The organism is Embleya australiensis, assembly GCF_051903075.1.
Lineage (GTDB): Bacteria > Actinomycetota > Actinomycetes > Streptomycetales > Streptomycetaceae > Embleya.
In genome coordinates, this window is record NZ_CP182422.1 from 3,575,211 (window position 1) to 3,601,293 (window position 26,083).

At 70.9% G+C, this 26,083-nt stretch carries 23 protein-coding genes; 14 read left to right on the top strand and 9 right to left on the bottom strand.

All coding sequences use genetic code 11. The features are described from left to right. Positions 1-11 precede the first annotated feature (11 nt). The 6 genes from ACMXN5_RS15225 to ACMXN5_RS15250 all read left to right on the top strand — a co-directional run bounded on the left by ACMXN5_RS15225 (position 12) and on the right by ACMXN5_RS15250 (position 6,721). The gene (locus tag ACMXN5_RS15225) at positions 12-761 is read left to right on the top strand and encodes an SDR family oxidoreductase (RefSeq protein WP_439675717.1); all 750 of its coding nucleotides are present in this window, start codon (positions 12-14) and stop codon (positions 759-761) included. Positions 762-1,049: 288 nt separating this feature from the next. After that, positions 1,050-1,547, top strand: a complete 498-nt coding sequence (locus ACMXN5_RS15230) for an anthrone oxygenase family protein (RefSeq protein WP_439675719.1) — start codon at positions 1,050-1,052, stop codon at positions 1,545-1,547. Positions 1,548-1,807: 260 nt separating this feature from the next. After that, positions 1,808-2,515, top strand: a complete 708-nt coding sequence (locus ACMXN5_RS15235) for an ABC transporter ATP-binding protein (RefSeq protein ID WP_439678013.1) — start codon at positions 1,808-1,810, stop codon at positions 2,513-2,515. A 4-nt stretch (positions 2,516-2,519) separates the two neighbouring features. Then, positions 2,520-4,481, top strand: coding sequence for an FtsX-like permease family protein (locus ACMXN5_RS15240; RefSeq protein WP_439675721.1), 1,962 nt, complete (start codon positions 2,520-2,522; stop codon positions 4,479-4,481). 144 nt (positions 4,482-4,625) lie between these two features. Further along, entirely contained in the window at positions 4,626-6,020 is a 1,395-nt protein-coding gene (locus ACMXN5_RS15245; RefSeq protein ID WP_439675723.1) for a histidine kinase, read from the top strand. Positions 6,021-6,034: 14 nt separating this feature from the next. After that, on the top strand, positions 6,035-6,721 hold the full coding sequence (locus tag ACMXN5_RS15250; RefSeq protein ID WP_439678014.1) for a response regulator transcription factor: 687 nt from the start codon (positions 6,035-6,037) through the stop codon (positions 6,719-6,721). Here ACMXN5_RS15250 and ACMXN5_RS15255 read toward each other — a convergent pair. The 6 genes from ACMXN5_RS15255 to ACMXN5_RS15280 all read right to left on the bottom strand — a co-directional run bounded on the left by ACMXN5_RS15255 (position 6,679) and on the right by ACMXN5_RS15280 (position 14,629). Next, positions 6,679-8,127, bottom strand: a complete 1,449-nt coding sequence (locus ACMXN5_RS15255; protein WP_439675725.1) for a M1 family metallopeptidase — start codon at positions 8,125-8,127, stop codon at positions 6,679-6,681. The two genes, ACMXN5_RS15250 and ACMXN5_RS15255, sit on opposite strands and share 43 nt — an antisense overlap. Positions 8,128-8,203: 76 nt before the next feature. Continuing rightward, on the bottom strand, positions 8,204-8,968 hold the full coding sequence (locus ACMXN5_RS15260) for a M20/M25/M40 family metallo-hydrolase (protein WP_439675727.1): 765 nt from the start codon (positions 8,966-8,968) through the stop codon (positions 8,204-8,206). Positions 8,969-9,551: 583 nt separating this feature from the next. Continuing rightward, complete coding sequence (locus ACMXN5_RS15265; protein WP_379998751.1) at positions 9,552-10,196, bottom strand: response regulator transcription factor; 645 nt, start codon at positions 10,194-10,196, stop codon at positions 9,552-9,554. After that, a complete protein-coding gene (locus tag ACMXN5_RS15270) occupies positions 10,196-11,518 on the bottom strand; it encodes a sensor histidine kinase (protein WP_439675728.1) in 1,323 nt (440 codons plus the stop codon). The genes ACMXN5_RS15265 and ACMXN5_RS15270 overlap by 1 nt, the downstream gene beginning before the upstream one ends. Before the next feature lie 109 nt (positions 11,519-11,627). After that, positions 11,628-13,007, bottom strand: a complete 1,380-nt coding sequence (locus tag ACMXN5_RS15275; RefSeq protein ID WP_439675729.1) for an FAD-binding oxidoreductase — start codon at positions 13,005-13,007, stop codon at positions 11,628-11,630. Between the two features lie 281 nt (positions 13,008-13,288). Then, a complete protein-coding gene (locus ACMXN5_RS15280) occupies positions 13,289-14,629 on the bottom strand; it encodes a BTAD domain-containing putative transcriptional regulator (protein ID WP_439675730.1) in 1,341 nt (446 codons plus the stop codon). 113 nt (positions 14,630-14,742) lie between these two features. Here ACMXN5_RS15280 and ACMXN5_RS15285 point away from each other — a divergent pair, with 113 nt between their 5' ends. Both ACMXN5_RS15285 and ACMXN5_RS15290 read left to right on the top strand, forming a co-directional pair. After that, positions 14,743-15,297 (top strand): hypothetical protein, encoded by a 555-nt coding sequence (locus ACMXN5_RS15285; RefSeq protein WP_439675731.1) that lies wholly within the window; start codon positions 14,743-14,745, stop codon positions 15,295-15,297. A gap of 74 nt (positions 15,298-15,371) precedes the next feature. After that, complete coding sequence (locus ACMXN5_RS15290) at positions 15,372-16,202, top strand: isocitrate lyase/PEP mutase family protein (RefSeq protein ID WP_439675732.1); 831 nt, start codon at positions 15,372-15,374, stop codon at positions 16,200-16,202. A 45-nt stretch (positions 16,203-16,247) separates the two neighbouring features. On the opposite strand, the gene ACMXN5_RS15295 is transcribed toward ACMXN5_RS15290, so the two are convergent. Further along, positions 16,248-17,099: a helix-turn-helix transcriptional regulator gene (locus ACMXN5_RS15295; protein WP_439675733.1), complete on the bottom strand. Its 852-nt coding sequence runs from the start codon at positions 17,097-17,099 to the stop codon at positions 16,248-16,250. 178 nt (positions 17,100-17,277) lie between these two features. Here ACMXN5_RS15295 and ACMXN5_RS15300 point away from each other — a divergent pair, with 178 nt between their 5' ends. The 3 genes from ACMXN5_RS15300 (at position 17,278) to ACMXN5_RS15310 (ending at position 21,644) form a co-directional block, all read left to right on the top strand. Beyond that, a complete protein-coding gene (locus tag ACMXN5_RS15300) occupies positions 17,278-18,072 on the top strand; it encodes an alpha/beta fold hydrolase (RefSeq protein WP_439675734.1) in 795 nt (264 codons plus the stop codon). A 139-nt stretch (positions 18,073-18,211) separates the two neighbouring features. Further along, positions 18,212-19,660, top strand: a complete 1,449-nt coding sequence (locus ACMXN5_RS15305; RefSeq protein ID WP_439675735.1) for a DUF2201 family putative metallopeptidase — start codon at positions 18,212-18,214, stop codon at positions 19,658-19,660. A 112-nt stretch (positions 19,661-19,772) separates the two neighbouring features. Continuing rightward, positions 19,773-21,644: an AAA family ATPase gene (locus ACMXN5_RS15310; RefSeq protein ID WP_439675736.1), complete on the top strand. Its 1,872-nt coding sequence runs from the start codon at positions 19,773-19,775 to the stop codon at positions 21,642-21,644. 25 nt (positions 21,645-21,669) lie between these two features. Here ACMXN5_RS15310 and ACMXN5_RS15315 read toward each other — a convergent pair whose 3' ends face one another. Then, complete coding sequence (locus tag ACMXN5_RS15315; RefSeq protein ID WP_439675737.1) at positions 21,670-23,226, bottom strand: helicase HerA-like domain-containing protein; 1,557 nt, start codon at positions 23,224-23,226, stop codon at positions 21,670-21,672. Positions 23,227-23,394: 168 nt separating this feature from the next. On the opposite strand from ACMXN5_RS15315, the gene ACMXN5_RS15320 reads away from it, so the two are divergent. The 3 genes from ACMXN5_RS15320 (at position 23,395) to ACMXN5_RS15330 (ending at position 25,585) form a co-directional block, all read left to right on the top strand. After that, entirely contained in the window at positions 23,395-23,691 is a 297-nt protein-coding gene (locus ACMXN5_RS15320) for a type II toxin-antitoxin system VapB family antitoxin (protein WP_020556786.1), read from the top strand. Between the two features lie 151 nt (positions 23,692-23,842). Continuing rightward, complete coding sequence (locus tag ACMXN5_RS15325; protein WP_439675738.1) at positions 23,843-24,436, top strand: LytR C-terminal domain-containing protein; 594 nt, start codon at positions 23,843-23,845, stop codon at positions 24,434-24,436. Positions 24,437-24,838: 402 nt separating this feature from the next. Beyond that, entirely contained in the window at positions 24,839-25,585 is a 747-nt protein-coding gene (locus ACMXN5_RS15330) for a hypothetical protein (RefSeq protein ID WP_439675739.1), read from the top strand. A gap of 73 nt (positions 25,586-25,658) precedes the next feature. On the opposite strand, the gene ACMXN5_RS15335 is transcribed toward ACMXN5_RS15330, so the two are convergent. Further along, entirely contained in the window at positions 25,659-26,057 is a 399-nt protein-coding gene (locus ACMXN5_RS15335) for an NUDIX hydrolase (RefSeq protein WP_439675740.1), read from the bottom strand. Between the last annotated feature and the right edge of the window lie 26 nt (positions 26,058-26,083).

A 26,083-nucleotide genomic window follows, 5' to 3' on the forward strand; every position in this document is an offset into this window, starting at 1 on the left:
AGGGGCACAGCATGAACACCGTTCTGATCACCGGGACCTCGTCCGGGTACGGCCGCGCGACCGCCCTCCACTTCCACGCGCAGGGGTGGAACGTCATCGCGACGATGCGAAGCCGGCGTCCGGATGTCCTGCCAGAGTCGGACCGGCTTCGCATCGTCGAACTGGACGTGACCAAGCCCGACACGATCACCACCGCGCTCGAGGCCGCCGGGCCGATCGACGCCCTGGTCAACAACGCGGGCATCCCCTCGATCAGCGTGTTCGAGGGCACCCCGATGGCCCGCGTGCGGGAGGTCTTCGAGACCAATACGTTCGGCGTGATGGCCACAACGCAGGCGGTACTGCCCCAGTTCCGCGAGCGCGGATCCGGCGTGGTGGTCAATGTGACCTCCAGCGTGGTGCTGGGCCACATGCCCCTCTCGGCCGTCTACAAGGCGAGCAAGGCGGCCGTCGAGGGGTTCACTTCGTCCCTCGCGCTCGAACTCGCACCCTTCGGTGTACGGGCCAAGACGGTCCAGCCGGGCGCCTGTCTGACGACGAACTTCGCGGGGAGGGCCATGGACGGCGGGCCACTGGACGAGCTGGTCCCGCCGCCCTACGCGCCGTTCGCAAGGAAGGCCATGGCCGACTTCACCGGCCAGGATCTGTTCACCCAGGAGAGCGACGTCGCCGAGACGGTCTGGCGCGCCGCCCACGACACGACCGGCCAACTGCGTTTCCCGGCCGGCCCCGACGCCGTCCGGCTCGCCCAGGCGACGTGACCGAACCGGATGCGCGCTCACGTGTACCGGCGTGGGGTTGTCCGAGACGCACCCGCCGGCAGCGGCGCTGTAATAGGCGCTCTGCAAGGAATGCGTCGCACAGCTCACATGGCGCGCCGTAGCGGACTGGCGAGACTTGCCGGCGAGACTGCCGGGCGTTAACCGTCGGGTTAACGCGCCTTGCGGAAATGGGCGTTGCCGGCGATCCGCCCGGGATCCGATGGTTGACCTGCGGCGACGGCCTCGTGGCCGCGTCGTCGAGGTGACTCGCAACCAGGAGGACGCGCCATGGAACACCTGCAGACCGGTGTGCTGCTCACCGCCCTCGTCACCGCGGGGCTGATGGCCGGACTGTTCGCCGCCTTCTCCTACTCGGTCATGCCGGGTCTCGGCCGGTCGTCCGACCACACGTTCGTCGAGGCGATGCGGGGCATCAACAAGGCCATCCTCAACCCGGTCTTCATGCTTCCGTTCATGGGCACGATCCCCCTCCTCGGTCTGGCCGCCGTCCAGGCCTGGCGCGACCAGGGTCGGCCCGTGTTGCCCTGGGTGCTCGCGGCCCTCGCGCTGTACCTGGTCGCCTTCGTGGTCACGGCCGGCGTCAACGTGCCCCTCAACAACCGACTCGCGCAGGCCGGTGGTCCCGACCGGGCCGGGCAATCGGCCGCGATCCGCGCGGAGTTCGAGGGCACGTGGGTCACCTGGAACATCGTCCGCGCGCTCCTGCACACGGCGGCCTTCGCCTGCCTGGCCTGGGCGCTGATCGTGCACGGCGCGCACCGGTAGTACGGCGGCGGGAACGCCGACGCATCGGCAACGCGGACCGTCGGTACCCCGGGTATGCCTAGGGATACCCGGGATCCGCCTGCCTCCCGGAGTGCCCCCGGCCGCCCGTGCTGATGGACTTCGAATACCGCCCGAACCGTGGCGGCGAGCGGGGCCGGGAGGACGAAGTGGGCGGCACGGGTGGCGAAGTGGAGTACGCGCCGAGGGGTTCGGAGCCGGTACGGCCCGGTGCGGCGCGGCCCGATGTACCGGTCCTGGAGATGCGGCAGGTGGTGCGCGGGTACGGCAACGGCGACGCGCGGGTGCGAGCGCTGAACGGTGTGGACCTGTCGCTCGCGGCTGGCGCCTGGGTCGCGGTGATGGGGCCGTCGGGATCGGGCAAGTCGACGCTGCTGCACTGCGCAGCCGGGCTCGACACGGTCGACTCGGGTCGCGTCACCCTCCTCGGTGAGGACCTGACCGACGCGGACGACCGGCGGCTGACCCGACTGCGGCGCGGCACGGTCGGGTTCGTGTTCCAGAACTTCAACCTGGTCGCGTCCCTGACCGCCGAACAGAACGTGGCGCTGCCGCTGCGGCTGGCGGGGCGCAGGATGCGGCGCGAGGACGTCCGGTCCGCGCTCGCCGACGTCGGGCTCGCGGACCGGGGGCGGCATCGTCCCCGCGAATTGTCGGGTGGGCAACAGCAGCGCGTCGCGCTGGCGCGGGCGATGGTCACCCGGCCCAGGGTGCTGTTCGCGGACGAGCCGACGGGCGCGCTCGATTCGGCGTCCGCCCGAGCCGTGTTGGGGCTGCTGCGGGACATGTGCGACGACGCGGGACAGACGATCGTCATGGTCACGCACGATCCGGTCGCCGCCGCGGCCGCCGACACCGTGGTGTTCCTCGCGGACGGGCGGGTGGTCGATCGCATCGAGCGACCGTCGGCGCGGCACATCGCCGATCGCCTCGTGTCGCTGGAGGTGTGAGCCGATGTTCACGCTCTCCTGGAGCACACTGCGCGACCGCAAGCAGTTGTTCGCGGGGGCGCTGGTCGCCATCGCGCTGGGCGTCGCGCTCGTCCAGGCCTCGCTGCTGGTGTTGATGTCGGTGTCCGATCCGGTCATCCCGTCCGACCTGCCGCACGCCGAACGCAACGAGATGCGCGAAGGCTTCGTCGGCGCGGCGATGCTGATGGGGCTTCAGGTCCCGCTCGTGGTGTTCCTCGCGATCTTCGTCGTCGGCTCGACCTGCGCGTTCGCGGTCGCCCAACGTCGTCGGGACCTCGCGCTGCTGCGCGTGCTGGGTGGCGGCCGCGGCCAGGTGCGGCGGTTGCTCGCGGCCGAGTCGCTGCTGCTGGGTGTCGTCGGTGCGCTGTGCGGCGCTCCGCTGGGGCTGATCGCCACGTGGGTCCAGGTACGACTGCTGGAACACGTCGGCTTCGTGCCGGCCGGGTTCCGACCGACGTACTGGGACTGGAAGGCCGTACTCGTCGCGGGCGCCACCGGAACCGGCATCGCCCTGCTCGGCTCATGGAACGCGGCTCGGCGCGCGGGGCGCATCCGCCCCTTGGAGGCCATGCACGACACCGGCGCGGCGGCTCGCGTGATGACGCCGGGCCGGTGGTGCATCGGCCTGTCGTGCCTGGCCCTGTCGATCGTGCTCGCCGTCGGTGCGCAGGCCGCCGACATGATCGGCGCGGTCACCATCGCGATGGCGCTCGCGGTCGTCGGCGCGGTGGCGCTGTCGGCGCTCGCTCCGCTGGTCGTGCCGCTCGTGGCACGGGTGTTCGGGCTGATGTTGCGGCGCAGCGCGCTGGGTGCGCTGGCCGAGGCGAACATCCGCGACGGCGCGCGTCGCAACGCGGCCGTCGCGGCGCCGCTGATCACCCTTGTCTCGCTCGTCCTCGGATTGTCGGGCGCGTTGGGGGTATTGGCGCGGTCGATCGGTGTCGAGCAGGAACAACTCACCCGCGGCGACCTCGTCGTCACGTCGGCGGACGGCGCGCGGGCGGCGCGGCTGGCGGGGATCCCGGGCGTCGCGGATGTGTCGACCCGGCTGACCGTACCGGTGCCCGTGACCGCCGAGGTGCGCCGGGACGGCCCCGGGGCCGCCCGGCCGCACGTCTTCGACGAGCGGGTGATCGCCATCGACCCGGCCGCCTACGCACGGGCCCGTACGCTCGCGCCCGCGTCCGGCTCGCTGGCGGACCTGCGCGGCGACACCGTGGCCGTCGGCTCCGCGGTGCCCGCCGAGGGCTACCGTCCCCCGCGCGTCGGCGACACGGTGAGCGTCGACGTCGCGGGGCACGAGCGCACCCTGCGAGTGGTCGCGGTACTGCCGGAAACGCTGGACATCGGCGACGAGTTCCTGATTCCGCGCGAGGCGCTGCCCGCCGACCTCGTCGCCGCCGCGCCGGCGGAATCCGTACTGACGGTCGCGCCGGGCGTGTCCGTCGCCGAGGTCGCGAAGCGGATCCGCGCGGCGGGTCTCGGCACGTCGACCAGCGTGGCGCGATGGGCGCAGGGCAGAGCCGATGCGCAGCAGGACGGCAACGACAAGATCTTCGCGGTACTGCTCGCACTCGCGGGCGTCTACGCCCTGATCGGCGTGGTCAACGCGCTGGTCATCGCCACGGCCGAACGCCGCACCGAGTTCGCGGTCGTCCGGCTCGGCGGCCTCGAACGCCCGCAGGTGGTACGGATGGCGCTCGTCGAAGCCTGTGCCGTGACCACGATCGGCCTCCTGCTCGGCGGTCTCGTCGCGGCGGCGGGGATGGCCGGCACGGCCAGGAGCACGGCGGCCGCGACGGGGACGGCGATCGTGGTGGTGCCGTGGGGCATGGTGGCGACCACCGTGTTGGGCGCGTTCGCCGTGACGGTGGTGGCCGCCGTGGTGACCACGCGGAAGGCGACGCGGGAGCGGCCGGTGCGAGTCGCCGGGGCGCGTACGTGAGGGCCACGGTCCGTCGCAGCGGGCCGTTCGAACCGCGCGAGCCGCGTCGACGGCCGCCGGGCGCGCGACCGGAAGGCCAGGCGCGCTCGACGGCTCGGTAGGTACGGTTTGTGCGCCGCCGCCAACGATCACGAGAGGACCGCCGTGCCATCGTCCGCCCTGCTCCGCAGCCGACGGTCCGGGGGCCGCGCGACCGCCGACGATGCGCCTGCCGACAGCAGCGCCGGCGCGGGCCTGCGGCGACGGCTGCGACGGCTGCGACGCGGGCTCGCCTACCTCGCCCTCGGCCTGCCCGTCGGCCTCCTCGCCCTGGTCGTCCTCGGCACATTCGCGACGCCGGTGCTGATGGCGTGCACCCGGCCCACCGACATCTCCTCGTGGGCGGACGCCGTCCGCCGGGCGGCGCTCCTGCTGTTCGGCATCCTCCTGACCGTCGGTGTCGCGCCCCTGGCCGCGGCTCCGCTGGCCGCCCTGGAACGCCGCCGGCTGCGCGTACTGGCATCCGCGCCGGCCGAGCCGGCCGAGCCCGAGCCCGAGCCGAGCCCCCGCGCCGTTCGATTCCGCGCGAGGTACACCACGGCCCGCGCCTGGCGCGAGGTCGCCGCCGGGTACCTGGTCGCCGTCGCCGGGCCCGGGCTGGTGCTGCTCGCGGCGACCTGGGCCGTGCTGAGCCCGGTATGGCTCGCCGCGCCGCTCGTGGTCGCGCGCAGCAGCGGCGGCCCGGTGGCGCTCGGCATCGGCCACGCGCACAGCGTCCCCGACGCGCTTCCGTACTGCGCCGCCGGGCTCGCCGCAGGCGTCCTGGGCCTCGTGGTTCTCACCACCCTCGTCCGCGCGCAGGCCGCCCTGTCCCGGACCCTGGTCGAGCCCCGCCCCGACCCGCTCGCCACCCGCCTCGTCGAGGTCACCCGCTCCCGGTCCCGCCTCGCGGACGGCTTCGCCGCCGAGCGCCGCCGCATCGAACGCGACCTGCACGACGGCGCCCAGCAGCAACTCCTCGGCCTGACCCTGCAATTGGGCCTCGCCCGGATGGACCTGCCCGCCGACTCCCCCGCGGGTCAGGCCGTCGCCAGGGCGCACGACCAGGCCAAGACCCTGATGGCCGACCTGCGCGAACTGATCCGCGGCATCCACCCCCAGGTGCTGACCGACCGGGGGCTGGGCGCGGCCCTGTACGAACTCGCCGAGTTCTGCCCGCTGCCCGTCGGCACGGACATCGACCTGCCGCACCGCCCACCGCGAGCGGTCGAGACCGCCGCGTACTTCGCCGCCGCCGAGGCGCTGGCCAACGCGCTCCGCCACAGCGCGGCCGACAACATCCGGCTCACCGCCCGCGTACGGCACGGCCGGCTGACCGTCGACGTCGAGGACGACGGACGCGGCGGCGCCCGCCTCGCCGACGGCACCGGGCTGACCGGGCTCGCCGACCGGGTCGCGGTCGTCGACGGCACGATCCGGGTGTCCAGTCCACCGGGCGGGCCGACCCTCGTGCGGGTGACGATCCCGTGCCCGCCCCATCCACAGGAGGACGACCGGTGAACCCGCTGCGCCTGATCCTGGCCGAGGACACCGTCCTGCTCCGGGCAAGCCTCACCGGACTCCTTGAGCGCCTCGGCTTCGAGGTGACCGCCGTCGCGGACGGCGCGGCACTGACCGCCGCCGTCCACGAGCGGGTCCCCGATCTCGTACTGACCGACGTCCGCATGCCCCCGGCGTTCGCCGACGAGGGCCTGCGCGCCGCACTCGCGCTGCGCGCCACGTTCCCGGCCCTGCCGATCGTCGTCCTCAGCCAGTACATCGAGCCCGACGGCGCCGCCGAACTGCTCGCCGGTGGCGGCGGACGCGCGATCGGCTACCTCCTCAAGGACCGCATCGTCGACGTCGAGGACTTCGCCGCCACCCTGCGTCGCGTCGCCGCGGGCGGCACCGCCGTCGACCCCCAGGTCGTCACCCGTCTCCTGCGCCGCCGCGCCGAACCCGTCGCCGCGCTCTCCCCGCGCGAACGCCAGGTCCTCGCGTTGATCGCCGAAGGCCTGTCCAACGCCGCGATCATGCGCGTCCTGGACATCTCCGAACCGGCCGTCGGCAAGCACGTCCGCAACATCCTCACCAAGCTCGGCCTCCCGCCCGACGACGACACCAACCGCCGCGTGCTCGCCGTCCTGGCCTACCTCGGCTCGTCCGAAAGCCGCTCGGTTCAGGGCCGGTTCGGCTTCAAGGGGCCGAGGGTGCCCGGGTAGAGGTACTTGTCCGCAGGGGCCATCGTGCCGTGGGCCCAGGCGTCGAAGAAGCCCGTCAGGTCGTGGTTCGGGGCGATGTGCCGGGCCAGCGCCTCGAATTGGGGCCAGGAGGCGTTGCCGTTGCGGTGGGCCTGTTGCCATCGGCGCAGGGTGTCGAAGAAGGCCGTGTCGCCGACGGTTCGGCGTAGCGCGTGCATCATCATCGAGCCCTTGAAGTACAACGCGCCGTCGAGCTCCCGGCCCTGGCCCGGGTCGTACAGCTTCGTGGACCAGAACTCCGGGTCGTTTCGGCTCTGTTCGAGCATGGCCGGGTAGAAGCCGGTGTCCAGGTCGGCACCACCATGCTCGTCCCAGAGTTGGTTGGCGTACTGGGCGACGCACTCGGCCAGGCAGCCGTCGCGCCAGTCGGTGAACGAGACGCTGTTGCCGAACCACTGGTGGGTGTACTCGTGGACCAGCGAACTGTCGAAGGGCGGGCCGATGAATGTCGGGCGGCTCTGCGTCTCGATCGCGCCGGACTTGCCCGGGGCGGAGGGGTCGCCGTTGACCGCGAGGATTCCGGCCGAGGAGAAGGGGTACGGGCCGAACTTCGAGGCCAGGAAGTCGATGATCTCCGGCAGTTGGGCCTCGGCCGCGGGGTCGATCGGGATGCCGGGGCTGTACGCGTTGATCACCGGCGTGCCGTCGGCAAGTTGGGACGTGCGGACCGTGAACTTGTCGATGGCGATGGTGCTGACGTACGTGGTGAGCGGACTGTCCTCGTACCAGCGGTACGTCTTCAGCCCTTTGCCCGGTGAAGTGGTGGGCCCCGGGCGGCCGTTGCCGATCACCGTCCACGCCTCGGGGACGGTCGCGGTGAGCCGGAAGGTCGCCTTGTCGGACGGGTGGTCGTTGGCCGGATACCAGGCGGTGGCCGAGTGCGGCTCGCCGGTGACGTTCGCCGCGCCGTCGGGCAGGCGGTGCCAACTCTCGCCGACGGGCTTGCCAAAGTAGCGCACGCGTACCGCGAACCTCGTGCCCTTGGCGATCCGCCGGGCCGGGGTGATCACCAACTCGTGGGCCCCGCTGCGGGAAAAGGATCTCGCGGGCTTGCCGTCGACGGTGACCGAGGCGACCTCGAAGCCCTCCAGGTCCAGGTTGAAGCGGTCGAGCCGACCGGTGGCCGTCGCGGTCACGGTGGTGTCGCCGGAGAGGTGGTCGGGGCGGGCCGGGTCATAGGCAACCCGCACGTCGTAGTCGAGGACGTCGTACCCGGGGTTGCCGTCGTCGGGGAAGTACGGGTCGCCCACACCGGATCCGCCGCCGGGGCCGGCGGCGGCCGAGGCGGGCACGGCCGTCAGCAGCGCGCAGGCCGCGAGGAGAACGGCAGGAACGGAGGGGCGGTGGCTTGTACGTGCGATGCGCAACTGTCCGGCTCCCAGACGTGGTCGAGTGGTCGGGTGGCCAAGCCCCCGAGTAGCCAAGCGGTCGAGCGGCCGGTGCTCAGCGGGCGGCGAGTTGCCGGGTCACGGCGAGGACGGCGTTGGCACTGACCGTCTCGGTCTCGGGGTCCACGTTCTCGATGCGGTCGCAGGCCTTGTGGTAACAATCGCCGACACCGCTGGTGAAGCCGGAGACCGGGATGCCGGCGGCGTTGAAGGACACGTGGTCCGAGCCGCCGATGCCGATGTCGAAGGTGGGCAGGCCCTTGGCCGCGAAGTACGTCTCGAACGCGTCCGTGGCCCGGGGGTCGTCGTGGACGACCAGCCACTGCTGCACGCTCTTGGTGCCGGTCATGTCGAAGTTGAGATAGACGTCGATCTTCCGGTGCTCGGCCGGGGAGAGCTGCTGTACATAGGCCTTCGACCCGACCAGGCCCTCCTCCTCGGCGCCCCACCACGCGAACCGCAGGTGGCTCCGGGGTGCTTCGCCCGACTTCGCCATCGCGACGGCGGCGGCGAGCACGGCGGCCGCGCCCGAGCCGTTGTCGTTCATCCCGGGCCCGGTCGCGACGCTGTCGAGGTGGGCGCCGACGAGTACGACGTGGTTCGGGTCGCCGCCCGGCCAGTCGGCGACGAGGTTGTAGCCGAGGGTGCCGTTGTGGGTGAAGGGCCGAAGACTGGTCCGAAAGCCCGCCTCGTCCAAAACCCCCTTCACATACGCCAACGACCGCCGAAACCCCACCGTGCCGTTCGCCCGATGGCCACCACTGCGATCCGCGATCGCCTGCAACGCCCAAAGATGCGGCATGACCTGCGCGGTCGTCACACCAGGCACCCGCGGCGCAACCGTCGCCGCACCCGCAGCCGATCCGGCGGCAGGCACGGCCGACAAAACCACACAGAACCCAAACACTCCGGCACTACGCCGAACACGAGTGGATATCGCCATACGCGAGGCACTCCTCGACAAAATCCGCCACCAGCGGAGCCATCCGAGCACCAACCGGCACCCACGAACCACCCTCGCCGCCCCATGTCAGAAACCTGTCAGAAACCCATAACCACCCGATGTTTCGTACTGCCGGTCGAACAACACCGAGGGATTCGGCATTCGCGCGCCGCAGGAGTCGGCGGCGCCGCCGCCCTGTAGTGGTGAACCCGGCAACGTTCGGGTCGAAAAAAGGGAACGTGTGCCCCGTTCACCATGACCGACCCAGTCCCGCACCCCATCCCGAAGGTCGGGAAAGTTGACCCAGAAGTGAGCCCGAACCGCTCCGGCGTAGGCAAGCCGCTCGAACCCCACCCGACCCTCGTCGTCGCGCTGGATCCGAAGACATTTCAAGGTTGCCCGTTGCCACCCGACCGGTACCGGAATGATCAATTCTCATTCGGGAGTTGCCGCGCGAGGGTCAGGGGTTGGTGCGGAGCCAGGTGAGGACTGCGAGGACTCGGCGGTGGTCGTCGTCGGATGGGGGGAGGGCGAGTTTGTCGAAGATGGCGGAGATGTGTTTTTCGATGGTGCCCTGGGTGAGGGACAGGGTGCGGCCGATGGCGGTGTTGCGGCGGCCCTCGGCCATCAGGGCGAGGACTTCGCGTTCGCGCGGGGTGAGGGCGGCCAGTGGGTCGTCGCGGCGGCGGGTGAACAGGGCGGAGACGACCTCCGAGTCCAGGACGGTACCGCCGGCCGCGACGCGGGTGAGCGCGTCGGAGAGTTCGTCCAGGCGGGAGACGCGATCCTTGAGCAGGTAGCCAACGCCGCCGCCGTCGGCCAGCAGGTCGCCGGCGTAGCTCTCCTCGACGTACTGGGACAGCACCAGGATCGCCGTCCCCGGCACCTCGCGACGGATCCGCAGGGCCGCCCGCAGGCCCTCGTCGGTGAAGGTCGGCGGCATCCGGACGTCGACCACCGCCACGTCCGGCCGGTGCGCGGTCACCGCCTCCACCAGGGACGGGCCGTCGCCGACCGCCGCGACCACCTCCGCGCCGGTCTCCTCGAGCAGGCGCACCAGGCCCTCCCGCAGCAGCAGCGAATCCTCCGCCAGCACCACCCGCATCAACGCTCCCCCACCCCACTCAACGGAATCTCCGCGGTCAGCGTGGTCGGCCCACCGACCGGGCTCACCACGTCGAGCCGACCCTCCACCGCGGCCAACCGATCGACCAGCCCGGCCAGGCCGTGTCCCTTGCCGGGATGCGCCCCGCCGCGCCCGTCGTCGCGAACCTCCACCGACAACGCCCGCTCGTCCATCCGCACCCGCACCCGACACCGCTCGGCCCCGGCATGCTTGGCGACGTTCGTCAGCGCCTCGGTCACCACGAAGTACGCCGTATTCTCCACCGCCGGGGCGAACCGCCGCCCCTCCGGCAACTCGGCCGTCAGCGTCACCGGGACCGGACACCGCGCCGCCGCCGCGGTCAGCGCCGGCACCAGGCCCCGGTCGGCCAGGATCGGCGGCGCGATCCCCCGGGACAACGCCCGCAGTTCGGTCAACGCCTCGTGGCTCTGCGAGATCATGTCGGCGACCAGCGGCCGGGCCCGGTCGGGGTCGTCGTCGAGCCGACGGGCCACCGTCTCCAGGTCCATGGTGAGCCGCACCAGCCGCTGCTGCGGCCCGTCGTGCAGGTCCCGTTCGAGCCGGCGCAGCGTGTTCGCCTCGGCCGCCACCGCACTGCGCCGACCCTGGGCGAGCTGCTCGGTACGCAGCTGCAACGCCGCCGTCTCGTTGGTCAGCAACACCCGGGCCAGTCCGGCCTGGATCGCCACCAGCGCCCGCGTCATCGGCGCCGCCGTGGCGAGCAGCACCACACCGATCCCGGTGTTGAACGCGATGTCGGCGGCCCGCGACGAGACGCCGAACATCAGGTCGAGCAGACCCTGCTTGCCCTCGTCGCGCGGGATCGGCCACGACCACGCGGCATACAGCACCTCCCCCAGCCCGCCCACGGTCCAGGTCAGCGCGAGGCAAAAGCCCACCACCCGCAGCGGGAAGGACACCACCGCGTGCGTCAGATCGCGCCAGGACTGCGGGTCGCGCAGCGCGCGCAGCCACGCCTTGAAGCCCGTACCCGTCGACGCCCGGTAGCCGTGCGGCGGCAGCGCCCGACCGGTCACCGCCTCCACCCGCCGCCGCTCCACCGAGGCGAACCACCCGGCCGCGGCAAACACCCCGACCAGGACCGGGATCCCGAACACCAGGACCGAGCCCACCGCGCCGATCGCGAACCCGCCGAGCCCGACCACGAACGCGGCGACACCCAGCGGCAGCCCGCCCAGCACGAACCCGAGCCGGCGCAAAAAGAGCCGAAACACTCCTGGCTCCTGCGGAATTTCGCGCGGCACGGCCGCCGCCGGGGATGATGTGGTCGTCTGGGTCATGACCACATCCTCGCCGCCGGAAACGACCGCGCCCAGCGGGTATTCCGGACCCCGGGGGTAGGGCACACCCCCAGACGCCCCCGTCGGCCCGAATCCGCGAAAGCCGGTCCTATCGCGCCGGCACGATGTTCTGATTCGCGTGGAAGAGGTTCCCCGGGTCGTACTTCCGCTTGATCTCGGCCAGCCGGTCGTAGTGCCCGCGATACGTCGCCTCGACCCGATCGTGGCCCTCCCCCTCACCGATGAAGTTGACGTACGCGCCACCCATCGAGTGCGGATGCAGGTCTTGCCAGTAGTCCACGCACCACCGCCGAATCGTCTCCGCGTTGGCCGGGTCCGGATCGACACCGCCGATGACCCCGGACCAGACCGCGTCCCGGTAGTCCCACGCGGTGTCGTCGCGATCCACCCGATGCGCCGCCCCGTCGATCGGATACAGGTGCATCGTGGACAGCGCCGTCGGCAGGTTCTCCGCGTACCCGGCGTGCACGTCGATCGCGTCGTCCGTGATGCGATCGAAGAAATCCCCGCGCCAGTACCACTGGAGGCCGGCGGGGATCAGCTCGTCGAACATCGACTGGAACGCCGGGTACGGCATCGGCGCGGCGAAGTGGAAGGCCGGCGCACCGGGTTCGCGCGTCACGGCGAGTACCCGCTCGGCCGCGTCCGGATCGCCGCTCCAGCACCACACCACGCCGCACATCGCGCGCCCGTGGATCTCCTCCGGGAACGGCGGCCCGGGCGGCACCGTCAGCAGCGCGAAGAAGCCGTACAGCTCCTCGGGCGCCTGCGGCAGGAACTCGCGGTACCACCGCAGCACTTCGCGCGTGCGCTCGGCCGGCCACACGGTGACGCCGCCGGTCACCATATTCACCGCGTGCAACCGGAAGCGGAACGAGGTGACCACCCCGAAGTTGCCCCCGCCACCGCGCAACGCCCAGAACAGGTCCGGGTGTTCACTCTCGCTCGCGGTCACGAAGCCGCCGTCGGCGAGCACCACGTCCGCGGCCACCAGATTGTCCACGGTCAGCCCGTACCGGCGGGTCAGATAGCCGTGCCCACCGCCCAGGGTGAGCCCGCCGACACCCGTCGTCGACATGATCCCGGTGGGGGTGCCCAGGCCGAACGCGTGCGTGGCGTGGTCGAGATCGCCGAGCAGGCTGCCGCCGCCGACCCGGGCGGTGCGCCCGGTGGGATCGACCCGTACCCAGCGCATCGGCCGCAGATCCACGGTCACCGCGTCGTCGGCCACACACAGCCCGCCACCGCTGTGGCCGCCGCCGCGCACCGCGAGTTCGAGGTCGTGGTCGCGGATGAAGTCCACCGCGGCCATCACGTCCGCCGCGTCCGTGCACCGCACGACGGCCGCCGGACGCCGATCGATCATCGCGTTGTAGATACCGCGCGCCGCGTCGTACTCCGCGTCGTGCGGCCCGATCACCGGCCCGCGCAGCGCGGTGCGCATGTCTTCGAGAGTTTTGCCGTCCATGACCATCTCCCTGACGGGACGCGGACCGCGAACCCGCCCGGTCGCGCGCCGACCGGCCCTCGGGAAGCAATCATGCGCCGATTCCCCGGCGCCGCCGGGCCTGCAGGACTCGCCGAACGCCGCAGGGCTTACCCGTCCAGCGTCCCGCCGCCCCCGGCGACGCGCAATTCAGGGGCGAACCGCCACACCGCGGCGCCCCACCACCGCACCCCCAGGCCCCATCCCGCAACACCCTCACCAGCCGAAACGCCGCCATCACACACGGTTCCGGCCGCCGACGATCACTGCGCGCCCCGACAGCGGTTGCCGCAGATCGCCAGGCTGCACCAGCGACGCCGCCCGCTCGCATCCAGGAACAGCCAGCCGCACGCCTCGTCCGGACACCTGCGGACGAGGAACCGGCGCGGATCCGCCAGGAGTTCGGCCGCGCTGCGGGCCACCGCGTAGATCGGCAGCGCCAACCCCGCCGCCGGCGACAACCGCCACCGCCCCAGCCCGTCCTCGCCGCGCCGGAACACCGCCGCCCCGGCCGCCTCCCGAGCCGTCTCGGCCACCGCGTTGAACGCGCGCACGTCCTGCGGATCGGTCAGGCAGGCGTACAGATCGGCCCGAAACTCCCGCGCCCGCGCCAGTGCTGCGGCGGCCTCGTCGGGCCGCTCCTTCGCCCGCCGACGCAGCCACGCGACCAGCCGCTCGTCGGCCAGGTCCAGATGCCCCGTCCACACCGCGAGCGTGGCGTAGCCGCGCAACCAGTCCGCGCCCGGGCGCTCGGGGCCACCCCAGCCCGCGTACGTGTTGCAGAACTCCAGCGCCGGATCCCCGCTCGTGTTCCAGGGCAGCCACTCCTCCCCGACCCGCACCGCGTACACCGGCGCCGAGGGCCGATCCAGGCTCGGGTCACCGCGCAGGATGCGCTCGTGCAGCGTGGTCAGCGTCGCCCCCGGCTCGATGCCCAGTTCGCTCACCAGCACCTTGTGGGTACGCCGGTACGCCTCCAGCGCCTCGGCCCGCCGACCGGCGCGACTCAGCGCGGTCATCCGGGCCGCCACCAGCCGCTCCCGAGTCGGGAACTCGTCGGCCACCGGCGCCAGATCGGCCAGGACCCGATCGTGCAACCCCATCGCGAGCCGAGCCTCGGCACGCTGTTCCAGCACGGACACGCGCAGTTCGTCCAGCCGCCCGGCCAGCCGACCGCGCAGCCGATCGTCGATCACATCCGCGAGCAGCGGCCCCCGCCACAGCGCCAGCGCCCGATCCTGACACCTCAAACGCTCCGCCGGATCCGCGGCGCGCCCCGACCGTCCGACCAGGTCCAGGAACTCCCGCACATCCACGGCATGCGCGTCGGCGTCCACCGTGTAACCGCCGTGCCGGGTCCGCACCCGCAGCCCGTACGGCGCGAGCCGGGCCCGCAGCCGACCGATGTAGGTGTGCACCGTGCCACGCGCCGAGGCAGGCGAACTCCCCTGCCACATCAGGTCGATCAGCCGCTCCGTGCCCACCACGCGCCCGGCGTCGAGGAGCAGCAGGGCCAGCAGACGCCGTTCCTGACGGCGCGTGCCCACCAGCACGCTCCGCCCCTCGTGGCACGCCTCGAAGGCACCGAGCAACCGAAACTCCATGACCACCTCCACCGGCCCCGCGTGGTGAGAATCCGGTCAGCGCGGGAGCGGAGGCTGGGCGACGGCCCCCGAATCGGGCGGGTCGACCGCACCCCACCTCGCAAAGGAACCCCATGCGCCGAACCTTCGTCACCCTGACGGTACTTGCCGCCCTCCTCGGCACCGCCGCAACGGCACCCGCATCGGCCGCCGACCCCACCCCGGCCGCGGCCGAGACCACGACCGAAGCCCCCTCCGCCTGGGAACCCGCCCCGCCCACCCCGCCGTTCGACTACCCGGCCGGTGCCCGCTGCGACTTCCCCGTACACGCGGAGGCGATCCTCGACGAGGTGGTGCAACGGGTCCTCAAAACCCACCCCGACGGCACCCCGAAACGGGTCGCGTACAAGGGTCCCCTGGTCATGCGGGTGACCAACACCGACACCGGCACCCACTTCGACGCCGACGCCGGTGGCAGCGCCGTCGTCGACTATCGCCTCGACGGCTCCCAACGCTGGCTGGCGCTCGGCCCCGTACTCACCACCTTCCGCGCGAACGGCGGCAACATGCCGCGCGGCGTCTACACCATCGACGGCGTGTACATCCTGGACATCACCGCCGACCGCACCAAGACCCTGACCATGCTCCACGGCGGCACCGACGACATCTGCGCCCGCGTGGCCCGATAGGCAACCCACCACACGAGGGGGATGCCGGCGGAAAACCGCCGGCCGCGGCCCGGTCGGGCTGATGGAGTGGAGCCATGACGAGCCCGCGTGACACCGCCCTGACCTTCCGCGCCCTGCACACCGGTTCCGCGCCCCTCGCCCTGGCCAACGTCTGGGACGCCGCCGGCGCCCGCCTGGTCGTCGAGGCCGGCGCCCGCGCGGTGGCCACCACCAGCGCGGGCGTCGCCTGGGGCCTGGGCGCCGCCGACGGCGACCTCCTCGGCCGCGACCGGGCCCTCGAACTGATCGCCCGCGTGGTGGCCGCGGTCGAGGTACCGGTCACCGCGGACATCGAAAGCGGCTTCGGCGTCGACCCGGACGGCGTCGCCGAGACCGTGCGCGGCGTGCTCGCGGCCGGCGCCGTCGGGATCAACCTGGAGGACGCCTCGCACGGCGGCCCGACACCGCTGCGCCCGATCGCCGACCAGGCCGAGCGCATCGCCGCCGCCCGGGCCGCCGCCGACGCCGCCGACGTCCCGCTCTACCTCAACGCCCGGGTGGACACCTACCTCCGAGGCACCGGCGAGCCCGCCGACCGCCTGCGCGAGACGCTCGACCGGGCGAGCGCCTACCTCGCCGCCGGCGCCGACGGCATCTTCGTCCCCGGCGTGGTCGACCCGCCCACCATCGCCGCGCTCACCGCGTCCCTGACCGCCCCGCTCAACATCCTGGTCGGCCCCGGCGCCCCCGACGTCGCCGAACTCGGCCGGCTCGGCGTGGCCCGGGTCAGCCTGGGCTCCGCCGTCGCCGAGGCCGCCTACGCGGTGGTCCGCCGCGCGGCGCGGGAGCTGTACGACAGCGGCACCTACACCGGCCTCGCCGACGCGATCCCGTACGGCGACCTCAACGCGCTGCTCGCCCGCTGACCCTTCGACGGCGGCCCGGCCCACCCCGGGCCGGCCGCCGCCGACTCAGCCGAACGCCAGGGTGTCGCCGCCCGCCGGTCGGCGCAGCAGGGCCAGCCGACCGGCCAGGTCATCGCCCGGGGCCGGGGTGTACAGCACCACTCGGCGGTTGTCCTCGGGGGTGATCAGGACCTGGCAGTCCACCTCCACCAGACCGAGCACCGGGTGCAGCACCCGCATCCGGCTGTGCCGCCGCACCGCCACCTCGTGCCGATCCCACAATTCGGCGAACTCGTCGCTTGCCTCGCGCAACCGGCTCACCAGCCGCGTCACCGCCGCGTCGCCCGGCCGGTGCGCGGCGGCGGCCCGCAGGTCGGCCACGTGCAGACGGCTGTAGTACTCGTGCTCCTCGGCCGGATACGCGGCCCGCTGCCGGGCGTCGGCAAACCACCGCCACACCACGTTGCGACCGTGCTCCGAGACCGTACACACCCCGCCGAGCAGGGCCTGCGCCATCGCGTTCTGCGCCAACACGTCACCGAGGTCGTCGAGCACCTGCGCGGGCGTGGCGTCCATCTGGTCCAGCAGATGCAGCAGCGCCGGCGCCACCTCGTCGCCGGCGGTCAGCGCCGCGGGCGGGCGATGCCCGGCCAGCAGGTACAGGTGATCCCGCTCGTCGTCGCTCAACCGCAACGCCCGCGCCAGCGCGCCGAGCATCTGCGTGGACGGCTGCGGCCCGCGGGCCTGCTCCAGGCGGATGTAGTAGTCGGCCGACATCCCGGTGAGCTGCGCCACCTCCTCCCGGCGCAGGCCGGGCGTACGCCGCCGAGGCCCGGCGGGCAACCCCACCTCCTGGGGCGAGACCCGCTCCCGGGAGCGCCGCAGGAAGTCGGCGAGCTGGTCCCGAACAATCTTCATGCGCCCATCGTCGCGCATCGCCGCATCGCCAGACTGGGACCGCCGATCCCAGGGTCGGCGATGCTCTCCCGGGCCGAAGGCCCCGGCGGCAGGGTTCGGGTGTCCAAGCCGATGCCCGACGTCGTTCGACACCGGCCGTTCGTCGTTCGACACCCGCCGTTTCGTGAAGGAGTTCGCCATGCCCGTCGTCAAGGTCGCCGACGCCCAGGTCCACTACGCCGTCTCCGGTTCCGGCGCCGGCCCCGCGCTGCTGCTCGTGCACGGGACCGGGTCCGTGGGAGCGCCGGTGAACTGGGGCTCGACCATCCCCCTCCTCGACGGGGACCGGGTGGTCATCGCCCCGGACCTGTCCGGGACCGACGCCACCGTCGACGACGGCGGCGCGCTGACCGTCGAGATCCTGACCGACCAGGTGATCGCGGTGATCGAGGACGCCGACCTCGGCCCCGTGGACCTGCTCGGCTTCTCGATGGGCGCGACCGTGGTCGCCGCGGTCGCCGCGCTGCGGCCGGACCTGGTGCGTCGGCTGATCCTGGTCGCCGGGTGGGCGTACACCGAGGGCGACGAATACCTGCGCAACACCTTCGCGCTGTGGCGCCGGCTCGGGGACACCGACGCCGAGTCGTTCTCCCGGTTCGTCACGATGACCGGCTTCGGCCGGGGCTTTTTGAACTCGATCGGTCGCGACGCGGTCGAGGCGATGACGCGGAACATGACGCCGACCCCGGGCACGCTGCGGCACGTGGACTACGACGTGGCCCTCGACATCCGTCCGCTGCTGCCGCGAATCCGGACCCGGACGCTGGTCGTCGGCTGCGCGCAGGACGCCACCATCCCGGTGGAGCACAGCCGGGCCCTGCACGACGCGATCGCGGGCAGCTCGTACGTCGAGATCGACTCCGGACACGTGGTGATGTTCGAGAAGCAGGACGAGTTCGTCGCGAGGGTCCGCGAGTTCATCGCCGCCGAGTGAGGCGCGAACGCGGGAAAACCCCCTGACCCTCGCCCCCGGTGCGGCCCACAATGTGGAACCGACGGCGGTGTCCGGACCACCCGAGCGGGTGTCGGTCGGCACTGGGATCATCGAGGGACACCGAGGGGAGGTGACGGACGTGGCGTACGGCGAACGTGCCCCGCAGGCGCCGATCGTGAGCCTGACCGACCGTCGGGCGCTGGAGGCATGGCGACCGGCCGACGACGAGGTGATCGCGCGGGCCCGCAAGCTCAAGGAAGAGGCGCTGCTCGACTTCGGCATGGAACTGTCGGTCATCGCCTCGTGGTTGTACACCAAGTGCCACCACCACATCCCGACCACCGCGATCGACACGGCCGCCGTGATGGCCTCCGGCGACGGCACCTGCCTGCTGCTCTACAACCCGCGGTTCTTCTGCGATCTGGGCCTGGACGGCGTCAAGTTCGTGCTCTTCCACGAGGCACGGCACCTGATCCAGCGGCACCTGTTCGCCGAGGCCGACCTGCGCGCCGACCCGGTGTTCACGCTCGCCGCCGAGGTGACCATCAACCACGTCGCGATGACCCGCCTCGGCCGCACGTCGCTGCCGATCGTGCGGCGGGTCGACCCGGACACCGGCGCGCAGATCGGCGAGCCGACCGGCATCGACCCGCGCGAAATCCACCGCGCCTACGTCAAGGACCTACAGGACCAGGGTCTGGAGTCGCTGCCCTACGACGACTTCGTGGACACCGACGCGACCGTCTACGCCGAACTCAAGCGCATGAAGCACCCGCCGGTACCGCCCCCGCTGTGCGTACACGTGATCCTGGGCGAGGGCACCGGGCTCCACGACGGCATGGACGGCGAGACGGTCGACCGGGTGGCCTCGGAGGTGCTGCGCAGCGTGCTGCTGGCGGCGCGGCGAGGCGAGCGGCTGGCCCGGCGGGAACTGCTCGACCTGCTCTCCCGCACCGACGGCGCCACCGACCGCACCTCCAAGCTCTGGGGCGATCTGGGGGCCGGCTTCCTGCGCGGCGAGACCCAGCGCACCCGTCGGGTCGAGTGGTGGCAGCAGTGGCTGGTCGACGTGCTGGCGTCCAAGCTGCGCGAGGGCGAGCGGCTGGTGTATCCGAAGAAGCGCGGCGCGCTGCTCGCGGCGCTGGGCCACGACCCGATGCTCGCCCGGCGCGGCCTGGAGCGCACCAAGGTCGTGGTGATCGCCTACGACACCTCGGGCTCGATGCCCGACCACGTGGTGGGCTGGTTGACCGAACTGGTCGGCAAGGCCGAGGGCGTGGAGACGCACTGGCTCAGCTTCGACGGCACGGTGATGCCGTTCAAGCCGGGCGAGCGGGTGCTCGGCGGCGGCGGGACGAACTTCCAAAACGTCGCCGACTACGTCGAGGGCCGGCTGGCGATCGAGGGATCGGGCCGGTTCGAGGAATCGGTGGACGCGGTGGTGATGCTCACCGACGGCTACGCGCCACCGATCACCCCCGCCGACCCCGACAAGTGGATCTGGCTGATCACCGAGGGCGGCGACGACTGGCCCGAGCGGCACGACCCGCCCATGGACTGTCACCGCGTCGTCACCGGCGACCACTGATCGGGGCCGCCGATGCCGACACACCTCGCCGACCGATGCCCGCGCCGACCGACGCCCCCGGCCGAAGAGCCCTCCGCGGCAGCACGCCGTGCGGCCGCCCCCGGAAGGAACCATGACGATCACCGCTGACACCACGCGCGCCGGCCGACCCGTGTCCGAGCCCAAGTGGAAGGTCACCGCCACCTTTCCCGAGCGCCCCAAGGGCTGGAAGGGCGTGTCCAAGCTCGAGGAGTTCATCGACGCGATGATCGACCTCGGCCAGACCGGGCAGATCTTCGGCGAACACGGCATCGGCAAGACCGCCACGTTCTTCAGCCACATCCCGGACCGGCACGAGGACACGGTCCTGGTCTTCGTCCCGGCCGCCAACCTGACCCCCGACGACCTGCTGATCAACGCGCCCGTCCGGGACGCGCGCACCGGCGAACTGGTGCTGCGTCAGCTGATCATGCGTCAACTGCGGCCCGGGAAACGCTTCGTGCTGCTGATCGACGACGCGTTGCAGGCGGGCGAGACGATCCAGTCCCAGCTCATGCAGATCGCCTGCAACTGGACGCTCGGCGAACACGACCTGCGCGAACTCGGCTGCGTGGGCGTCTTCCTCACCGACAACGAGTCGCTGGCCGAGACCGCGACCCGGCGTACCGACCTGGCCATCCTGGACCGCATGGTCACCGTCAAGATCACCGCGACCGACACCGCGTGGCGCTACAAGCTCGCCGAGCGCTTCGCCGGCACCGACCTGACCCAGGTCTTCCAGGTGTGGACCAGCCTGTCCCCGGCGCTGCGCCAACTGATGTCCCCGCGCACGCTGGAGCACGTGATCGACTGCGCGCTGGCCGGCTTCCCGCTGGTGTGGGGGCTGCCGCTGGTCAACGGCGAGCGGCTGGCGCTGACCGAGACCAAGAAGGACGGCTCCCCCGGCCCGGACCGCACCGACGAGGTGCTCGACCGGATCGCCTCCGGCCTGGGCGTGCGCAACCCCGACCAGACCCCCGACGCGGTGCGCCGGATCGTCCGCGAGGCGATCCACCGCCGCTGGTCGGTGCTGATCCAGGGTCCGCCCGGCTGTGGCAAGACCGAGGTGGTGCGCGAGGTGGTGCGCGCCGAACTCGGCCACGACCCGCTCTACTTCTCGCTGCCGGTGACCAACGTCGAGGACCTGTGCGCGCCCGTGCCCACCCCCGACGGCTCGCTGGAGAACCTGCTGGCGGCCAAGTTCACCGATCCCGGCGCCAAGGTGATCGTCTGGGACGAATACAACCGGCCCAAGGACAAGTCCACCTTCGCCAAGCTGATGGAGGTCACCCAGGAGTGGTCCATCGCCGGCCGCCCGATCCCCGGCCTGCGCGCCCAGATAGCCCTGCAGAACCCGCCGTACCACCTCGGCCGCAAGATGCTCGTCTCGCGCAACAACATCGCCCAGGCCACCCGCTTCACCGCGTCGCTGACCATTCGTCCCGAGGACATCCCGGCCAACGAGTGGTTGATCGCCACCTACGGCCCGGTCGCCGAGACGGTACTGGAGTGGTGGAAGAACGACATCGACGACGAGGGCCGCGACTGGATCACCAAGCGCACCCTGGAGCGGCTGATCAAGCTGCACCAACGCGACCTGCCGCTGGAGATGGCCAAGGTCTACCTCGGCGACGGCGAATACGCGCCCGTGCCGCTGAACGCCCTGGAAGCCAGGTTCGCGGAGAACCCGGCCACCGGCCTCGGCGACATCTCCGCCAACCTCGACGAATGGGTACGCCGACTCGACGCGGCCAACGAGGAATCCGGCGAGGGCACCGACGACACCGACATCGTGCACCAGGTGCTGGCCAACGCCGAGTTGTCCCAGCTGCGCGAACACATGGACACCGTCGCGCAGTTGCTCGCCGGCCTGCCGCCCAAGCTGCGCTCCAGCTATCTGGTCGGCCAATCGGTGGACAAACAGCGCTTCTGGATCGAGGCGTTCGCGAAGATGCCGCGCCGCTGAACCCGGCCCCTCGTCGGCCCGCCCGTCAGCGTTTGCGGCGGGCGGTGCCGAACAGGCTGCGGGTGATCTCCCGGCCGATCTGGGTGCCCATCGAGCGCAACATCGACTTCACCGCGGAGTTGCCCATCATCTGCTCGACCATCCCGGGCTTCGGCTTCTCCTCCCGGGCTCGCCCGCGCGCGGGTTCGTCGGGCTCGGACGCCTCCGCGGGTTCCGCGGGCGCCTGGGCCTGGGCCTGAGCTGCCGTCAGCTTCTCGAACGCCGACTCGCGGTCGACGGCGGTGCCGTACGTGGGGAACAGCGGCGAGTTCGCCACCAACGTCCGCATCGCCTCCTCCGGGATCGGCGCCATCAGCGACCGCGGCGCCCGCAGCCGGGTCCAGGCCACCGGCGTCGGCGCACCCTTCTCGCCGAGCACGGTCACCACCGCCTCGCCGGTGCCGGCCTGCGTGAGCACCTGCTCCAGGTCGTAGGACGAGCGCGGGAACGTGGACACGGTGGCCTTGAGCGCCTTCGCGTCCTCCGGCGTGAAGGCGCGCAGCGCGTGCTGGACCCGATTGCCCAACTGGGACAGCACGTCGGCGGGCACGTCACGCGGCGTCTGCGTGACAAAGAAAATCCCGACCCCCTTCGACCGGATCAGCCGCACGGTCTGGGTGATCGCGGTCAAAAACGCCTTCGACGCGCCCGTGAACAGCAGATGCGCCTCGTCGAAGAAGAAGACCAGGCGCGGTCGATCCGGGTCGCCGACCTCGGGCAGATCGTGGAACAGGTCGGCGAGCAGCCACATCAGAAAGGTGGAGAACAACTGCGGCTTGTCCTGTACCGCCGCGAGTTCGAGCAGCGAGACCACGCCCTGCCCGTCGGAGGTGGTGCGCAGCAGATCGGCGGTGTCGAAGGCCGGTTCGCCGAAGAACGCCGCGCCGCCGTTGTTCTCCAACGTGATCAGCGCACGCAGGATCACCCCGGCGGTGGCGGCGGATAGACCGCCGATCCGCTTGAGCTCCGCCTTGCCCTGATCGTCCGTCAGGAACTGGATCACCGCGCGCAGGTCCTTCAGATCCACCAGTTCCAGGCCGCGTTGATCGGCGAAATGGAAGATCAGCCCGAGCGAGGATTCCTGCGTCTCGTTCAGATCCAGCACCTTCGCGAGCAGCGTCGGCCCGAAGTCGGTGATCGTGGCCCGGATCGGCACCCCGGTACCGATCCCGCCGAGCGCGTAGAACTCGGCCGGGCATCCGCCGGGTTGCCAGTCCTGACCGACCTCGGCCGCCCGCGCGGCGACCCGCTCCCCGGGCTCCCCCGGCGCGGAGATGCCGGAGAGGTCGCCCTTGACGTCGGCGAGGAAGACCGGGACGCCCTGCGCGGACAGTTGCTCCGCGATCAGTTGCAGCGTCTTGGTCTTGCCGGTGCCGGTCGCGCCCGCGACCAGCCCGTGCCGGTTGAGCACCCCGAGCGGGACACGCACCCCCGCCCGCGGGTACGCGGTGCCCGCGACGACGACGGCGCCCAACTCCACCGCGGGTCCGGTGAAGGTGTACCCGGCTGTGATGGTCGCGACGGTGTCGTCCTGCTCGGTCATGCGCTCCTCCGCTCACCGGGATCCGGGAAGCGAATACACCGATAGCGCAAGAAATATCCCGATTGCCCCGGCGGATCGGCCATCCGAGCCGACCCGATCCGCGACGCCGCTCCCTCGCTTCGGCACGGGGTGGGGGTTCGGGGACCACGATCCCGGTAGGCTGAGCCTGTGATCTTCAAGCGGATCGGTGACGGCAAACCGTACCCGGACCACGGGAGGTCGGGTGCCCGGCAATGGGCCGACATCGCCCCGCGGCCCGTGCGTCTGGACCAACTCATCACGACGAAGCGGCAACTCGACCTCGACACGCTGCTCGCCGAGGACTCGACCTTCTACGGCGATCTCTTCGCGCACGTCGTGAAATGGCAGGGCGACCTGTATCTGGAGGACGGCCTGCATCGCGCGGTCCGAGCCGCCCTCCAACAACGCCAGGTGCTGCACGCGCGCGTGCTCGAACTCGGCTGAGCACGCAACCTCGGCGGCCCGATCAGGTGGTCGTCACGAGTACGGCCGTGCCCGGATACGCAAGGTGCCAGGTCGGCGCTAACCTCGACTCCATGGCGACCGGGACCACGGCCATGCCGTGCAGGAGGAGGACGGGGGCACACCGATGAGCATGCTCACTCCCCGCGGCATGGGAGGCCAGTACAAGATCACTGGCAAGCTGTATCCGCGGATGACGCGGCGCAGGCGACGCATGCCCGTGGTGATCGCGATCGTGGTCGGCCTGGTGGTCCTGGCGACCGCCGGCTGGGGTGTGTACCACTTCACGTCCGACGACGGCGGCACCGCCGCGGCCTGCCCCTCGCCCACCGCCTCGGCCCCGCCGCCCACCCAGGCCGCGCCCCTGCCCGAGCCCAAGACGATCACGGTGAACGTCTACAACGCCACCAAGCGCACCGGCCTGGCCAAGACCGTCGCCGAAGCGCTCAAGACGCGCGGATTCACCATCGGCAAGGTCACCAACGACCCGCTGAACGCGCCGATCGCGGCCACCGCCGAAATCCGCCACGGCTTCCCCGGCGCCACCCCCGCGAAGGTCGTCGCCGCCCAGGTCGCGGGCTCCACCGACAAGGAGGACCAGCGCACCGACGGCTCGGTGGACCTGGCCATCGGCGACGCGTGGACCGACCTGGCCACCCCGGAGGCCGCCGCGGCCATCCTGTCCCCGCCACCCCCGCCCCCGCCCAGCCAAACCCCCGGCTGCTGACCCGAAGCCCCGCTGCCGCCCCACCCCAAAGGGGCGGCAGCCCCGCCAGGCCCCCGAAAACGCCAAAGGCGCCACCCGGAATCCGGATGGCGCCTTCGTCTTACAAGAGCGGTAGCGGTGGGATTTGAACCCACGGATAGCTTGCACCATCACACGCTTTCGAGGTCTGCGTCCGGCCGTCCGCCGCAGGCCAGGGTCCTCCCCACCTACCCGGAACCACCCCGACCGGGCCACGCTGAACGCCGCTGAACGCCCACGAATGAGACCGCAACTGAGACCACTGTGACTGACACGGGTGTTCGACCGTCCGATGTACCCGCCCTCTGTGAACCGAATGGTCGCACGACGTCAGCATCCATAAATGCCGGACGAGCTTCACAGAACCCCGGCTATCCTTGCGGTGTGACCAAGAAAGCTAGCCAATGGTGGCTTGACGGAGACTTGAACGAGATATCTGTAGATGGATGCGGGTGGCACCCAATAAATGATGCCGACCGAGAATTAATCGCGCGCTCTAATAAATCTTTCGAGCATGCGGAGTACCGCCTCGACAACAATCAGAATGAGTATGATCGGATCGATGCAGTACTAGCTCTAAAGCGGGCCATGGATACGCGCCTAGGGCACCTAGATTCGATCTACGGATTCTCCCAGTATCCGACCGCAAGAAGCCACGGATGGTTGGCACTGCTGGAAAGCTGGGGTTTCATTAAGCAGCGGACCTTGCGACGCCTACGGCGCCTACGTAATTCGGTCGAGCACGATGGCGCACAACCGCCCACACTTGACGAATGCGATGACTACCGTGAGGTGATGTGGTGGTTTCTGAAGGGCACATCCGGCCTATTGACTCCTATCATCGATTTTGAGTTCCGCTCCAATCACGGGCCCGAGCGTGGCTCCTGCACTTTTTCGTACAATCCCCTAGGAATCGAGCTCATAGCATCATTCCTACCAGAGCGCCTTTCAGATACCCCATTGCCGAACTGGATTGAACTGGAAACACTTCCGGCAATTGCTCGTGCTCATCAAAACGCGCAAACACCAGTCGAAGTACCGGCGGAGGGAACCTATTATGTCTGCGCCATGCTAAGAGGGTCGCCATCCGTTGACCCGTTTTTGAAGATCGCAATGGAGCAAATCTCATAGGATTGCTATTTGGTCTCAGCAAGGTTTCAAATAGCGCTCGCTTTCTCTCGCGAGCATTTACGGTCTCGACAGTTCAGAACAACTGCTTTCCATCATGAGCGCGGATCACAGGAGCAGGCCCCTTTGCGAGTGCATCTGAAATCCGAACAGCAAATGCCTCAGGCATCAGACTGGGCATCTCAGCAGGATGCGCCCATCGGAAGTCACTGACTTCGTCATTCAGGGTAAGATCACCACCAAGGTTTCGACAGCGGAAGACCAGGGCCACCACGCCCAGCGCCATGTTCTTGTAGACCCCTGTGAGAGCGATTGGCTCGACTTCCAGCCCTGTTTCCTCGCGCATCTCACGCACAAGACCACGCTCGATGGTCTCGTGCAATTCAAGCACACCGCCAGGGGCCTGCCATTCGCCATTGTCCCGACGCTTAATAAGCAGACAACGACCCGCTTCGTCAACGAGGACACCGGCCACGCTCACGGAGTGGAGCGCGGGCATCG

Coding starts and splice junctions, on each gene's coding strand:
- ACMXN5_RS15225 (WP_439675717.1), top strand. CDS start 12: ATGAACACCGTTCTGATCACCGGGACCTCGTCCGGGTACGGCCGCGCG.
- ACMXN5_RS15230 (WP_439675719.1), top strand. CDS start 1,050: ATGGAACACCTGCAGACCGGTGTGCTGCTCACCGCCCTCGTCACCGCG.
- ACMXN5_RS15235 (WP_439678013.1), top strand. CDS start 1,808: ATGCGGCAGGTGGTGCGCGGGTACGGCAACGGCGACGCGCGGGTGCGA.
- ACMXN5_RS15240 (WP_439675721.1), top strand. CDS start 2,520: ATGTTCACGCTCTCCTGGAGCACACTGCGCGACCGCAAGCAGTTGTTC.
- ACMXN5_RS15265 (WP_379998751.1), bottom strand. CDS start 10,196: ATGCGGGTGGTGCTGGCGGAGGATTCGCTGCTGCTGCGGGAGGGCCTG.
- ACMXN5_RS15270 (WP_439675728.1), bottom strand. CDS start 11,518: ATGACCCAGACGACCACATCATCCCCGGCGGCGGCCGTGCCGCGCGAA.
- ACMXN5_RS15275 (WP_439675729.1), bottom strand. CDS start 13,007: ATGGACGGCAAAACTCTCGAAGACATGCGCACCGCGCTGCGCGGGCCG.
- ACMXN5_RS15280 (WP_439675730.1), bottom strand. CDS start 14,629: ATGGAGTTTCGGTTGCTCGGTGCCTTCGAGGCGTGCCACGAGGGGCGG.
- ACMXN5_RS15285 (WP_439675731.1), top strand. CDS start 14,743: ATGCGCCGAACCTTCGTCACCCTGACGGTACTTGCCGCCCTCCTCGGC.
- ACMXN5_RS15290 (WP_439675732.1), top strand. CDS start 15,372: ATGACGAGCCCGCGTGACACCGCCCTGACCTTCCGCGCCCTGCACACC.
- ACMXN5_RS15295 (WP_439675733.1), bottom strand. CDS start 17,099: ATGAAGATTGTTCGGGACCAGCTCGCCGACTTCCTGCGGCGCTCCCGG.
- ACMXN5_RS15300 (WP_439675734.1), top strand. CDS start 17,278: ATGCCCGTCGTCAAGGTCGCCGACGCCCAGGTCCACTACGCCGTCTCC.
- ACMXN5_RS15310 (WP_439675736.1), top strand. CDS start 19,773: ATGACGATCACCGCTGACACCACGCGCGCCGGCCGACCCGTGTCCGAG.
- ACMXN5_RS15315 (WP_439675737.1), bottom strand. CDS start 23,226: ATGACCGAGCAGGACGACACCGTCGCGACCATCACAGCCGGGTACACC.
- ACMXN5_RS15325 (WP_439675738.1), top strand. CDS start 23,843: ATGCTCACTCCCCGCGGCATGGGAGGCCAGTACAAGATCACTGGCAAG.